This window comes from Trebonia kvetii (assembly GCF_007827045.1).
In the GTDB taxonomy this organism is placed as follows: Bacteria; Actinomycetota; Actinomycetes; order Streptosporangiales; family Streptosporangiaceae; genus Trebonia; species Trebonia kvetii.
Window position 1 is genome coordinate 574,801 of the sequence record NZ_RPFW01000001.1, and the last position, 12,296, is coordinate 587,096.

13 protein-coding genes are annotated in these 12,296 nt (G+C 71.4%); 9 read left to right on the plus strand and 4 right to left on the minus strand.

Annotated elements, in window-relative coordinates; genetic code table 11:
* Positions 1 to 126 precede the first annotated feature (126 nt).
* Positions 127 to 486: a hypothetical protein gene (locus tag EAS64_RS02390; protein WP_145851055.1), complete on the minus strand. Its 360-nt coding sequence runs from the start codon at positions 484 to 486 to the stop codon at positions 127 to 129.
* A gap of 297 nt (positions 487 to 783) precedes the next feature.
* Here EAS64_RS02390 and lexA point away from each other — a divergent pair, with 297 nt between their 5' ends.
* On the plus strand, positions 784 to 1,479 hold the full coding sequence (gene lexA, locus EAS64_RS02395) for a transcriptional repressor LexA (protein WP_145851056.1): 696 nt from the start codon (positions 784 to 786) through the stop codon (positions 1,477 to 1,479).
* A 71-nt stretch (positions 1,480 to 1,550) separates the two neighbouring features.
* Here lexA and EAS64_RS02400 read toward each other — a convergent pair whose 3' ends face one another.
* On the minus strand, positions 1,551 to 1,841 hold the full coding sequence (locus EAS64_RS02400; RefSeq protein ID WP_145851057.1) for a hypothetical protein: 291 nt from the start codon (positions 1,839 to 1,841) through the stop codon (positions 1,551 to 1,553).
* Positions 1,842 to 2,077: 236 nt separating this feature from the next.
* Between EAS64_RS02400 and EAS64_RS02405 the strand changes: the two genes are divergently transcribed.
* The 4 genes from EAS64_RS02405 (at position 2,078) to EAS64_RS02420 (ending at position 5,925) form a co-directional block, all read left to right on the plus strand.
* Complete coding sequence (locus tag EAS64_RS02405; RefSeq protein ID WP_145851058.1) at positions 2,078 to 2,332, plus strand: GntR family transcriptional regulator; 255 nt, start codon at positions 2,078 to 2,080, stop codon at positions 2,330 to 2,332.
* A 541-nt stretch (positions 2,333 to 2,873) separates the two neighbouring features.
* Positions 2,874 to 3,128 carry a hypothetical protein gene (locus EAS64_RS02410; RefSeq protein WP_222848933.1) on the plus strand — a complete coding sequence of 85 codons (255 nt, stop codon included), beginning with the start codon at positions 2,874 to 2,876 and terminating at the stop codon, positions 3,126 to 3,128.
* 150 nt (positions 3,129 to 3,278) lie between these two features.
* Positions 3,279 to 4,568: a hypothetical protein gene (locus tag EAS64_RS02415; RefSeq protein WP_145851060.1), complete on the plus strand. Its 1,290-nt coding sequence runs from the start codon at positions 3,279 to 3,281 to the stop codon at positions 4,566 to 4,568.
* Between the two features lie 328 nt (positions 4,569 to 4,896).
* Positions 4,897 to 5,925, plus strand: coding sequence for an AbiTii domain-containing protein (locus EAS64_RS02420; protein WP_187365638.1), 1,029 nt, complete (start codon positions 4,897 to 4,899; stop codon positions 5,923 to 5,925).
* Positions 5,926 to 6,412: 487 nt separating this feature from the next.
* Here the strand turns inward: EAS64_RS02420 and EAS64_RS02425 are convergent, their stop codons facing one another.
* Positions 6,413 to 7,525 (minus strand): helix-turn-helix domain-containing protein, encoded by a 1,113-nt coding sequence (locus EAS64_RS02425; protein ID WP_187365639.1) that lies wholly within the window; start codon positions 7,523 to 7,525, stop codon positions 6,413 to 6,415.
* 346 nt (positions 7,526 to 7,871) lie between these two features.
* Between EAS64_RS02425 and EAS64_RS02430 the strand changes: the two genes are divergently transcribed.
* Positions 7,872 to 8,975: a hypothetical protein gene (locus EAS64_RS02430; protein ID WP_145851063.1), complete on the plus strand. Its 1,104-nt coding sequence runs from the start codon at positions 7,872 to 7,874 to the stop codon at positions 8,973 to 8,975.
* Here EAS64_RS02430 and EAS64_RS02435 read toward each other — a convergent pair.
* On the minus strand, positions 8,869 to 9,681 hold the full coding sequence (locus EAS64_RS02435; protein ID WP_145851064.1) for a hypothetical protein: 813 nt from the start codon (positions 9,679 to 9,681) through the stop codon (positions 8,869 to 8,871). The two genes, EAS64_RS02430 and EAS64_RS02435, sit on opposite strands and share 107 nt — an antisense overlap.
* A gap of 195 nt (positions 9,682 to 9,876) precedes the next feature.
* On the opposite strand from EAS64_RS02435, the gene EAS64_RS02440 reads away from it, so the two are divergent.
* The 3 genes from EAS64_RS02440 to EAS64_RS02450 all read left to right on the plus strand — a co-directional run bounded on the left by EAS64_RS02440 (position 9,877) and on the right by EAS64_RS02450 (position 12,238).
* Positions 9,877 to 10,368, plus strand: a complete 492-nt coding sequence (locus tag EAS64_RS02440) for a hypothetical protein (protein WP_145851065.1) — start codon at positions 9,877 to 9,879, stop codon at positions 10,366 to 10,368.
* Between the two features lie 256 nt (positions 10,369 to 10,624).
* A complete protein-coding gene (locus EAS64_RS02445; RefSeq protein WP_145851066.1) occupies positions 10,625 to 11,626 on the plus strand; it encodes a tyrosine-type recombinase/integrase in 1,002 nt (333 codons plus the stop codon).
* A gap of 15 nt (positions 11,627 to 11,641) precedes the next feature.
* The gene (locus tag EAS64_RS02450) at positions 11,642 to 12,238 is read left to right on the plus strand and encodes a hypothetical protein (RefSeq protein WP_145851067.1); all 597 of its coding nucleotides are present in this window, start codon (positions 11,642 to 11,644) and stop codon (positions 12,236 to 12,238) included.
* Positions 12,239 to 12,296 lie beyond the last annotated feature (58 nt).

Here is a 12,296-nt window from a genome sequence, read left to right on the forward strand (position 1 = left end):
GTCCCCCGATGATGATCACGCCTGGGAGGTCAGATGGGTGTCCAAAGCCTGACGATTGGGCCAGGGCGGCTAGCCGCCAGCGGAGCTGGATGCGGGGCCGGGACTGACCCCGGCCGGGCACGAAGGCTAGCCTTTGTGCCCTCTAGCCGTACGGGCCTCCCGCAGCGCCGTGACCATCATGGCGAGGTCGTCATTCAGGTAATCGGTGCAACCGTCCCCGTCCCAGTCCGGCGGTAGCGGCTGGACGAACTCGCGGACGACCATCAGCATTGCCGCGGCGTGCAACCCGCGGTCCACCGGGATCGCGCCGGCGTGCACGGCCTCGTCAACTACCGCGGCGACCTGGATCACGGCATCAAGCGCGTCCTGGCGCCGCACAACGCCGCGCGGGCCCGGGATCTCGCAAGCCTGCCGATTTCCGTACCCGACCAGGAGGCGCAGCATCGCAGCGTAGAGGCGCTCATCTGCCGCCACTGGCTCGCTCACGTGCATCACGCTCCCCCCTAGCGGCCCGCACCGGGCGGCGCAGGCCCTGCTGACTTGGATAAACAACCGCTGGGCAGCCGCGCCGTGATGAGCGATTCCCCGCCTGCGGCTGCCGGCTGCCTCGCCCGCCCAGGACGCGGAAGCTCCGCACACTGCGCGCGTTACGCGGCGAGACCGCATCCCGGCCAGGACAGGAACGCAAAGACTTGGCTAAGCAAATGATTATCGAACATGTATTTGCCCTGTTGATCTTCTAGTGTAGCGTCTTAGATCACAGAAGGTAATCGAGGGGGAACCATGAACCGCAGCGGGCACCGCCGGGGTCCCGGCGACGGCAACTGGCAGCGGCGCAGGATTCTCGCGTTCCTGCAGGAGTTCACGCGCAGCGAGGGCTACCCGCCTAGCTACCGCCAGATCGGCGAGCGCCTCGGGATCGCCGTGTCCACGGTGTCCTACCACGTCGCGCTGCTGAAGGCCGGCGGGTCGCTGAGCCGGGAGCACGGGCAGCCCCGCACGATCACCTGGCCGGGCCGGGAGTCGCCCCCGGCGGAAGGGGGCGGCAGGCAGGTCCCGCTCATCGGGCAGATCGCGGCCGGCGCCGGGGTGACCGCCGAGCAGTCCGTTGAGGAGACCTTCACGCTGCCGCCGGAACTGGTCGGCGAAGGGGAACTGTTCATGCTGCGGGTCAGGGGCGACTCGATGACCGGGGCGGCGATCGTCGACGGGGACCTAGTCGTGATCCGCAAGCAGGAGACGGCAGAGAACGGCGAGATCGTCGCCGCGCAGTTCGACGGGCCCGGGGGCTGCGAGGCCACGGTGAAGACACTGCAGCGGGCCGGCGGCCACGCCTGGCTGATGCCGGCCAACCCGGCATACCAGCCCATCCCGGCCGGCGACGCGGTCATCCTCGGCAAGATGGTCGCCCTCGTGCGCCCGCCCGCAGCCCGGTCCGGCCGGGGCAGTCCCCAGGCCGGCGGCACGCCGCGGCGCTGACATCCGCAGGAAGGCAACGGACCCAGGAGCGACGGCTGCCCGGCCAGGCGGCGCGGGGCCAGGACTGAAGCTCAGCGGCTGTCACCGTACCCATGGCAAAAGATGCACAGCACCGGGTCATCTGGCCCCTCAGGGAGCGCGCCCAGGTCAGATCCCAGGAAGCGTCCGCACCGGCCGCAATCTGCGGCGACCGCGGCATCTAGCGCGGAAAGCCCGGCCGACCCGTAAAGGCCGTCGCCCTTGCCGGCGATTTCGGCGAGGTCAACGTGCGGCTCGCAGGCCGCGTATCCGGCGACGATCGTAATGGCCTCCCGGACCTGCTGGCCGTCGCTGGCAAGGTAATGGCAGATGGCGCAGATCATCAGCGGTCCGGGCGGCCGGCTGGCGCGGGAACAGGCCTGTCAGGCATGGCCTTCGCAGTGCCATGAGCGGCGACGAACCGGGCCCGGCCATCGCAGGCTCCGGTGCCTACCAGGACGGGACTTCCGCCAGCCTGACTGGGCCGGCGCGCAGGGCGGGCCATGGCGAGAGCATAGCAATGCACTGCCGTGCATGCCATTGCATAACAGGGCTGCGCAGTGCCCTACTGTCCCGATCCATGGCCGTGAACTGGGATGACTTCGAGGCGCGAAGGGAAGCCACGCCTGTTTACGTCCAGCTGGCCAATTTCATTGAGGCGGCGATCATTTCCGGGGACCTGGCCCCCGGCGCGCAGATACCCGCCGAACGGCGTCTCGCGGAACTTGTCGGAATCGCGGCCGAGACTGCAGGAAAAGCAAAGCGGCTGCTCGCAGACCGCGGGCTAGTGGAGACCGGGCACGGCACCGGCACATTCGTCAGGCACAGGGGCTAACTCCGCTTTCCTGCCGGATACCGTGACGTGCGCGGACCCCGTGCAGCCCCCCGCGGCGCCGCAGCCGGCGGCCTGAGGCGAGCCGCGGGCTCCCGCAGGAAGCGACCGCGGCCTGCCGGCCCGTGCCGTGAGTTTCGCGACAGGCACCAGCGCGCCGCGAGCGCACTGGCCCCGCAGGCGCCCGGGCAGGCATAGATTTCTGCTGAGTGCACGTCAGTGCACGCCAGTGCACGGCTGCCCCGGAGGTAAACCGATGCCTAAGAGCAGGAAGCGACGCAGCGCGAAGGACAGCAAAGCCAGGGCACAATGCCGCCCGCGGCCTGCCGCCGAGGAAAGCAGGCCGTCGTGGAGCACCCTCCCGCGGGCGACGTACGGCCGGACGCGGCCCGCACCGCCCCCGGGCACGCAATGGCCGGCATTCGCCGGGTCCCCGTGGCTTACGTGGGCCGCATTCTCCGCACTGCGCGCAGCTGCCCCCCAGGACCGGGCCAGACTGGGAATGCCCCAGGCCGGGCTCACGCCTGAAGGGCTGACCCTGGACATGCAGTTGGCGCTCGTCGAGATCACGCCCTGGCGCATAGCGCCAGGGTGGGTCGATGCCTGGCAGAGTGACCAGCGCACCGAGTGGACATCACTGGCAGCCGAGGCGACCCTGTCGGGCACCACCGTGGCCGGGCTGGCGGGGGAACTATCCGGCCTGGAAGATCGCGGCCTCCTGCGATGGGACCAAGGGCGCCAGGCAGCCGTGCTCGCCGCAGGCCTGGACGACGCCAACGCCCTCAGGCGCCTGGGTTAGTGCCCTGCTGCCCGCCGGGGTGCGGAGGCGCCCGGCCCTGCTGAACACCGCGGAAGCCAGGCAGCCCGGCTGCCGCGGCAGGCAGGCCGCCAGCATGGCCTCACCAGCTTGCGGCGCCTCGCCGGCCACTGGGAGCGCTACATTGGCGCGGTGAGTGACGCGAAGGCGCAGCAGGCCGCTGCCGGCCTCAGCGATTCCGGGGGCAGCCCGGTCTCTCAGCGCGAGCCGCAGGTGATGCCCGCCGGTCCCGGCCGCCCGACATGGGACATGTACCGTGCGATGGCCGGCTCCCCGCACGTCACCCCTGCGCGGCGGCAGGCGACGCTGTGGGCACTTGAGCAGCTCGAGCAGCATATGGGGCAGGACTGGCCCGAACGCTACTGGGAGGCCGCCGGGCACGTGCCCGAGGAAGTCAATCTCGGCGGGTCGCATGTGGCGGCACTGGGCAGCCTGCTCGACCTCGCGCTGCGCCTGCGGCTTCTGGCTGGCACGCCAGGACTGGCAAGCGTGCAGAAGGAGATGCGGACCGACCTGCGGGACGACCGCCGTCGCCACGCCGCGCTCCAGCTCGAGGTGGGCGGCCTCGCCAGGCGCTGCGGCGCGGCTGTCGCCCTGGAAAACCGGGTCACCGCAGCCGCCCCGCCCAGCGACGTGCTGATCCGCTATGGGGCCACGGCGCTGCGGGTGGAGACATTCGCCGTCATCCTCGACCAGAACTCACGGGAAAGCAGGGCGTACTGGGACCAGATGACAGCCGCCATCATGCGGATCAGCGCGCAGTTCGGGGTGGACGTCGCGGGTGACCTCGGTGGCCGCCTGGGCGAGGAGGACGCCGCGGAACTGCTCGCCCTGATCGAGGAAGCCGCCCGGCTCGCCTGCGAGACCGGGCGGCAGGTGCCGCTGGCATTCCGCGGCGCTGACTTGCGCGTGCTCCTGCGGGGAGGCGGCCCCAGCGAGCTCAGGGGCGGCATCGAGAGCGGGCGGGGGTGGCCGCGCGTTGAAGGACGGCTGCTGCAGAAGGCCGCCCAGGCTGCCCGCGCCGGCGGCGGCTGGCTGCGGACGGACCTGATGGACGGGACCTGGCAGTTCACTGAATGGGCGCGCGCCGCCCTGCACGAGAAGACCGCCGAGATCGGCAAGCTGCTGAAGCCGGCACTTGCCCGGGTTGACGGCGTGGCCGGCATCGTGATCTCCAGCGGCGCCTGCTTCGCCCAGGGAGCTTTCCGCGGCCTGTCGACACGCACCCCCGACCGCTGTTACGGCTTCGTCCGGCCGCTGCCCGGGCACCGCGTCCGGGAGACCATGATCATTCCCGTGACCCCGGCAGGCCGGATCGAGGCGGACATATGGGCTGAGCTGTACGGCAGCGAGGACACCTGGCTCGGCTGGGGACTCAGCCAGGCAGGACTGCCGGCCTGCCTGGACATCTTCGGCCAGTGACCCGGCTGCGCGTCAGCCCGTTCGCTGAGCCAGGTGACCGGGGCCTCGCGCAACCGCCGGGCGGACGGGTACGGCACGTCCGCGCCGCAGGCGAGCACCGCGACCGTCGCCGCGCTGGCGCTCAGCGCACCCCGGTACGCCACGCCGGCACCGAGCGTTCTCCCGCCTGTTCCCGGCTGTTGTCCACTGGCCGGGTTTTCCGGTTACCGGGACTGTTAACTATGTCGTGACCTGTGGCTTTGCGTCATTGACATGTGCGGGACGTGGAGTGGACGGAGGCATGCTGAAACCGATTCGCTTAACTGAGCCGGGGCCGCGAAAATGTGCCATGGCTCGTAATCAGGGTGGTCTGCTCGCGCGGATCGCGGAAGACGTAGCGGACCGGTCGGTGCCGCTGTCGTCATTGCTTCAGAATTGCATCGTGCTCGGGGGCCTGGCCGGGTCAGAGAAGATGCGGACCTGGGCCAGCCAGGAATTGCATGGCTATGACGGGGCCGTGACGGTGCCGCAGTACCGTCACGTGCCCGCGCCCCTGACTGCGCGGATCACCAACAGGGCCGGCCGTTTCGGCATCACCCAGCGGGTCGAGGACTCCATGCTCGATTCCCGGATTCGCGAGGAGATCGGCAGGACGGTCGATGTGCACGACGCAATCGTGCCTTTCGGGATCGGCCAGCTGGAAGCGATGGCCGTCGAGGACACGGACGAGCAGCGCCTGAGCCCCGAGTGGGGAGGCTTCATCGCGGACGTGCTGAACCGGCAGAATATCGGGCCGACCAGCCACGTCGCCGACGTCTACTGGTCAGTGCCCAGGTCGGCCATCCAGGGCGTCCTCGTCCGCATCCGCACCGCGCTGGCCGAGCTGGTCGCCGAGCTGCTCGCGCTGACACCGCAAGGCCAGGACGTGCCGGACAAGATGGCCGCCGACCAGGGCGTCCAGTTCCTTATTACCGGGGACCGGACCGTGTTCAACTACATTGTCCAGCACGCTGGCGCCGCTGGCACGAACGTCGCGGCGACGGCCGGGCCGGTAGCCGTGGCCGGTGAGAGCGGCACTGCGATCGGCAGCCAGAGCGCCGGTGCGAATTCCAGCGTGGCCGGAAGCCAGGAAGCGAGCGGGGCCGGGGCCAGCGTGGCCGGCGTCCAGTCCACGCGGGCGGGCGGTGATGCCGTTGCCGCCGGGCAGGATGCCTCCGTTTCCCTCGCCGGCAAGGAGCCCGTGCCCGTGAAGGAGGGCTGGTGGGCGCGGCTGCGCAAGCGCGGCGTGGTCGTCGCGTTCGCCACCGTCATCGGCGCTCTCGCGGGCGTGGCGGCGGTGGTCGTCGCGATCATGGTCGCGGCCGGCTGGAAGCCGTGAGGATCCCGCCGCGGGCTCCCCGGATGACTGCTGGTCAGGTGCATGCGAAGATGAGCTGGGCGAGCTAGCGGCGGTGCCGGCGGCGAGTCGCGGGCAGCACGGCGCCGTCATCCTCGCAAAGATGGCCGCCCTCGCGCGCCCGGCCGCAGCCCGGTCCGGCCGGGGCCGCGCCGGGCGGGGTCGGCGAGGGATAAGGCGACCGGGATGCGAGCCCGTCGAAGGCCGGCAGTTCCGTGAGCGCCGCACCCAGGCGCCGCCGGATCGGTGATGAGCACGCCGGCGGCGGAGGCGCCGGCCATGTGCCCGAGGCGGACCCGGCCGATCCTGGAGCCGTCCGCCATGCTGGGGCCGGGCGCGCTGCGGGTCCCGCCGCGCCGGCTCAGGCACACTTACGGACCGGGTTCGCCTCGGCTGGCACCGGCCTGCTGGCGCTGAGGGAACTGACGAGCCGCGCGAACCCGCAGATACCGCACTGCACGATCACCATTCAGATCTCCAGGGCAGGCCGGCTGTCAGCGCTGGCCGCGACCACTTCCTCTATCAGGGTGGCAGGCCATCCCGTTTCGGCCGCGAGGCTCGCGGTGCCGGCCCCTGCGGTCTCGATGGCCAGTGCCAGGACCCTCGGCGACTCCGGGGCGCCCAGGTCTCCCGGCTCGCTGATGCGCCAGCCGCGCGCGCCCACCGTGCGCATCGCCTGCCCGTAAACCTGGTCGCTCATCACCCCGAGGTCGCTGGCCCGGCGCAGCAGGGCGCTCAGTGACACGTGCCATCGCTGCTTGAGCGTCAGCAGCTGCACCCAGTCAGGCACCGGGGGAAGCTGGTCGCGGATTTCGTCGGCGGGCAGCAGGAAAGCGGACGCAAACCGGTTTGCCTGCGCCTCAGTCTCTTTGGAGGCAAGGCTGCTGCCGGCCTCGTGCATGACCAGGTGGCCGATTTCGTGGCTGACGCTGAAACGGTCGCGGTCCCGCTTCGCCCCGTCCCGGCCGACGATGACGACAGGGCGTTCCGGGAACGGGACGCTGTACCCGGATATCGTCGGCGCCGGTATCCGCTGCCGGGCCGTGACAATGCCGTGCCTTTCAGCCACCTGGATGACGTCCGTCACCGGCCCGGGCGGCACGCCCCAGGCACGCCGGACCGTGGCGGCGCGTTCTTCCGCGGCCGCCAGGTCGCCGGCGCCGGCCGCGAGCAAGGGCACGGCAGGGTCCGGCAGGCGGACGTGGCGGGACAGGGCGTCGGCCATGTCCCGGACCAGCTGGGTTACCGACAGCGCCTGGCGGCGCTGGGCGGCGGTGACCGACCGCAGCGACCGGAAGTGGCCGTGCCCGTCGAGGGTGTCCGGGTCCCCGTCTGCCCGGCTCGACGGCGAGGACCCGACTGCGAAGAACCCGGCCGGGAACGAGAGCGCCTGCGCGAGCAGGGCCACGGTCGAGGCGCTCGGCCTGGCGTCGGCCTTCTCGAACTGCGAGACGGCGGCCGCGGAGGTGCCGATGAGCCGGCTCAGCCCGGTCTGCGTCAGGCCGCGCGCCTCGCGGGCCAGCCGCAGGCGCTGCGGGGAAAACAGCCGCGCGGCATCCGCGGCCGTGCCGTCATCAGTCACAAAGCTCGCCCCACAGTTCATGATGCGCGACCGCGCGGGCCGCGTGCCATCCGGGCTGGCGGCCCGGCGCCGCGCCGGCCGCCTGCGCCTCTCACATCAGCATCATGAAGCATGAGGCGCAGTTCATGCAAGAATTTCAAGTGTCTGCTACGATTCGGGTTCAGATAGAAAGAAGGCGGGGCTGCCGCCCGCCGCCGGGACCTCCCGGCGGAACCGCTGGGGCGGGCAGCGAAGCTCAGGCAGCGCAGAGAGCGCATGGTCTCCCTGCAGTCCTCAGGCACACCATGTTGTGGCGCTTCGGCGTGGCAGACACGAAATATGGGGTGTTACCCGTGATGATGGCTTCATGAGCGAGATCCTGGCGCTCGCCGGCCCGATGGGCTTTGTCGCCTCCGAGAAGTCGCTGTGCAGCGAACTTGACGTCGCTGCCGCCCACTGCGCTGCCGCCGGCCTGACCCTGGCGGTCAGCTCCGCCGACGCGATCGCGCAGTGCGCCCTGCTCCGCGCCGCCCGCCCGGGCCTGGCCCTGGTTGCCGACACCCGCCACTGGGCCCGCCACTACGCCAACGGCGGGGAGCCGTCGCAGGTCAGCGGCCAGCTGATCGACCTGGACACCTGGGCAGAGCTCGCGCTCGCGGCCTCCGGCGCGGCCGCCGTGCTGGCACCCGCCGGATTCATCCGCCTCGGCGACACCGCGGCGCTCGGCGCCGTCCTGGCCGAGCTCGGCCAGTCCAGCCACCCCGGCCTGGTCGGGCTCGTGGCGACCGACGCCGACACCCTCACCCCCAAGCACCTGCCGGGTTTCACCGAAGCCCTGCGCCGCGGCCCCCGCCGGCCCCTGGCCTTCCTTTTCGCCCACAAGAGCAAGCCCCTTGCTAGGTACCCGCGCCTGCGCGGGCTGCGGGAGCTTCTGTCGCACTTCCCGGGAAGCCACATCCACGGCGTCGACGCCCTGGCCGGCACCGACGCGATAGCGCACGGCGCCGGCTGGGTCGGCATCGGCGCCTCCAGCAGCCGCAGGTGGCCGCAGCGGCCCGCCGACAACGAGGGCGGCCCGCTCGCCGCCGGCTACCTGCCCGGGACTTTCCTGCGCGAGCTGCTGGAGATGCGCAGCCCCCTCGTGTACGCCGACTGGTACGCCAACAGCCCCTCGCCGGCCTGCGGGAAATGCCCCAGGCGGCTGGAGTCCTACCGGCCCGTCCCGGCCGACAAGGCGCTGATCATCGCCCACAACATGCACGGAATTGACGATTTCGCCCGCGAACTCGCGGCCCAGCCGTCCGCCGGCCGGGCCGCATGGCTCAACGGGGAAAGAGTCGCGGCCCTGCTGCGCCACACGCAGCTCACCGCAGCGGCAGGGCTGGTTGCCGCTGACCTGACCCTGCGGTACCTGTGCGAGCTGGACGATCCGCAGATGCGGGAGACCACCCCGGCAGGGGGCTGGCGCTGAGCGACGCCGCGTAGGCACGCTCCGCGAAGCGCCACCCCGCCGCCTTCCAGTAGCGCTGCCGGAACGGCTCCGGCGGGCACAGCTCTATCAGCTCGCCGTCCCGGGAAACCCACACGCCCACGCCGGCGACCTCCGCCTCCCAGATCAGCCGTGACGGGGGAGGAATCTCCAGCACGAGCACCCGCTGCGCGAACGGCGTGAACCGCGCCGCCTGCCGCAGGGGACGCCGCCATCCCGGGCCGCGCACCACAGCGCCGACGACGGTCAGCGGCGGGCTCAGCAGGCGCGTGACCCAGCCGCCGTCGACCGCCACCACGCCCCGCGGGGCAGCACTGATGCAGGCCCAGGCATCCGCGGACAGGTCCGCGATCCGGACCGGGGCACCTGCCGGCAGGGTCATGAGCGCGTCCAGCAGCCACAGCGACGTGACCGCGCCCAGGCCCGCGCTCCGGCGGCGGGCCTGCTCCTCCTCGTCGCAGGCGACCACCGCGTCCGCGGCGGCGCCGGCCGTCACGGCGCCCCGGGCGATCACCTCCAGCGGTCCCGTGCTGATCGCGCCCGGATCGAGGTGCGAGCGCCACCGGACCGGGTGAGCCGCCGACACCCGCACCGCTGCCCCGGCCGCGGGCGCGCCCGCCCGGCAGCACAGGTCATGCCCGGCTGCGGGCAGGCCGCCCGGCGGACCCGCGCAGAGCCCGGAAGTCACTGCCAGCAGGCGGGAAACCGGCAGGCCGCAGCCTCTGCCGCCGGCTTTTGAATGACTTTCGCTGGAGTCAGGATGGCAGGACACCGCTCCAGCATACGGCTAGCTTCGATAGGAGATACAGTCTGAGATGGGAACTTTACCGATGCGGCGTACCGGGCTGTACTGACTTTCACCGGACTTTCGCTGGAGGGGGACGTGGCTGAGCGGCAGGCGACTGTCAGGCTGCTGCCGGTCCCTGAGCCCAGTGTGGGCACTGTCCGCAGGGCGTGCAAGCGGCCCCGCTGCGGCAGCGAGATCGGCCCGCCTGCGGGAAGGTCGCGCCCGCGCGACTTCTGCAGCGACAACTGCCGGATCCTGTACCAGCGTGAACGCGATCAGGCCCGCGGCAACCTGCTCGAGGCACGGCGCCTTGCGGCGCAGTACGAAATCGACGATACGGCCCCGGCCGGGGGTTCCCCGCAGCAGCGCGAACCCGCTGAACCGCCGGCTGGCCCGGGCAGCCTGCCGCCCGCCCTGGCAAGCTACCTCGCAGTTGCCCTTATCGCGCAGGCGCTGGAATCGATCCGGGTCGACATGCAGGACGGCGAGCCCCTGGGCCTTGAGGAGGCGCTCGCCCGGATCACGCAGGCCAAAGAGGAAGGCGACCGGCTCCTGGGGACATACGGCCGGCAGCCGCCGGCTGTATAGGCAAGCCTCCGCCTGGCCACGAGGATCAGGCTCCGCACCTGTACCCGCCCTCGCCAGCGCGGCCGCCGGTAACGTTCACCGCCGGGTGCCGCACCTGCGCCGGCTTCTGCCGCGAGCGCCGGTTCCCGTCACCGGCCCGGCAGCCCGCATTAGCTGCTGCCCCTCACGGCGGCCACGGCGGCACGGCCCGCGCTACTGACAAGGACGGGTTCCCAGATAACTACGGTTATCTGGCATCCTCCGCTATGCTCTCCCCATGCCACCTGCGAGTGCGGGCCGCCGCCGGCCGCCTTCAGTTCACGGTTATCTGGCAACTAACGGGACACGGGAGGATCGCACTGCCGCCGCGGCACTCCCGGGGCACCCGCTCGCGCCGCACATCGACGACTACCTCACCGACCTGGCGAACGCCAATAAGCCGCACAACACGATCCGTGCCTACCGCGGCGACCTGGTTGCGTTCGCCGCGCACCACGGCGGCGGGATCGGGGAGATCACCGCGGCCCCGGTGCGGGCGTTCCTGAAGGAGATGACGGAGCAGGCCCCGGCGACGCGCAAGCGCAAGCGCGCCGCCGTCGCGTCGTTCTGCCGATGGGCCGTCCGGCACGACCTGCTGGGCTTCAGCCCGATGGACCGGGTCGACACCGTGGCCGTCCCGAAGACGCTGCCCAGGCCGGCGGCGGCCGGCGACATCCGGGCGGCACTGGACGCGATCTGCTCCCGGCGCCCCAGGAAGGACCTGCCGCCGGACGTCCTGCGCGACCGGGTGCTGTTCGAGACCGCCTACACCTGCGGCGCCCGCGCCTCGGAGGTGTGCGGCATGTACGTGGAGGACCTGGACCTGCGCCCCGACGACGAGCACGCCCGCATCCACGGCAAGGGCGGCACCGTCCGCACCGTGCTGCTCGACGACCGCGGCTACGTCGCCCTGCTGCACCTGTACCTCGCCCGGACGGGGTACGCCTCCGGCCCGCTGTTCCGCGCGTCGGTCAACGGGCACGGCGGGCCGCTGTCATACGACGCCGCCGAGAGCCGGTGGCGGAAATACTGCGCCGCCGCCGGCGTCGAGATCGGCATCCACCAGCTGCGGCACGCGCATGCCACCGAGCTCATCAACCTGGGGGTCTCCATCGAGGCCATCCGCAAGCGGCTCGGCCACTCCTCCGCCGGCACCGTCAAGATCTACGCCGAGCTTGCCGACCAGGCCTCCGACAGCGAGATCCGCGCCGCCCGCCGCAAGCGCGAGACGAGACGGTAGTGCCCAGGGCACAGGTTGTCCGGTTTCGCTGACTACCGGCACTACGAGCAGGTCCGCACCGAGGCCAGCAACGCGGTCATGGGCCTGCTGGCAGGCGCGCGGATGGCCGCCTACATGCTCCAGCCCACCGAGGGATCGGACCGGCTGCTCCCGGAGATCTTCCCGCAGATCCCGCACATCGGCCGCCAGAACCTCAAGACCGGCGCGGCGCGGGGCATCCTGGCAGCCGGCGACACCCACCTCGGCGCGATGGCCGTCCCCTACGCCCTGGCCATCCACGAGGACTACCTCCGGACGTGCCTCACCCTGCTGAAACGCGGCGGCGCGAATCTTTGCAAGTCGCCCGACGACATCAAGCTTGCCTTCCAGCACACCGAGATGGAGAGGGTCACCGGCGAGTCATTCACGCCGGCGAGCCTGGAGCAGATCCACGTCCTCAGGCTGATGCGCAACTGCACCATTCACTCAGGCGGCAAGGTGGACAACTCGCTGCTCAGCCGGCTGGCCTGCTGGCCGGCCGACGCGGAGGCGGGCTGGGAAAAGCTGGCCGGGCGATCCCCTCGCGCGCTGACCGCCGGGGACGCTGTCGAGGTAGGAAAGATAGCACCGTAGGCCTCCATTTCGCCGACCAAAGTCCCGCGCCTACGATGCCAGCTATGACTTTCGTGCC

Bases quoted from the DNA above. Each gene is read 5' to 3' on its own strand.
- lexA (WP_145851056.1), top strand. From the start codon at position 784: ATGAACCGCAGCGGGCACCGCCGGGGTCCCGGCGACGGCAACTGGCAG.
- EAS64_RS02405 (WP_145851058.1), top strand. From the start codon at position 2,078: ATGGCCGTGAACTGGGATGACTTCGAGGCGCGAAGGGAAGCCACGCCT.
- EAS64_RS02430 (WP_145851063.1), top strand. From the start codon at position 7,872: ATGAGCGAGATCCTGGCGCTCGCCGGCCCGATGGGCTTTGTCGCCTCC.
- EAS64_RS02400 (WP_145851057.1), bottom strand. From the start codon at position 1,841: ATGATCTGCGCCATCTGCCATTACCTTGCCAGCGACGGCCAGCAGGTC.
- EAS64_RS02420 (WP_187365638.1), top strand. From the start codon at position 4,897: ATGGCTCGTAATCAGGGTGGTCTGCTCGCGCGGATCGCGGAAGACGTA.
- EAS64_RS02445 (WP_145851066.1), top strand. From the start codon at position 10,625: ATGCCACCTGCGAGTGCGGGCCGCCGCCGGCCGCCTTCAGTTCACGGT.
- EAS64_RS02410 (WP_222848933.1), top strand. From the start codon at position 2,874: ATGCAGTTGGCGCTCGTCGAGATCACGCCCTGGCGCATAGCGCCAGGG.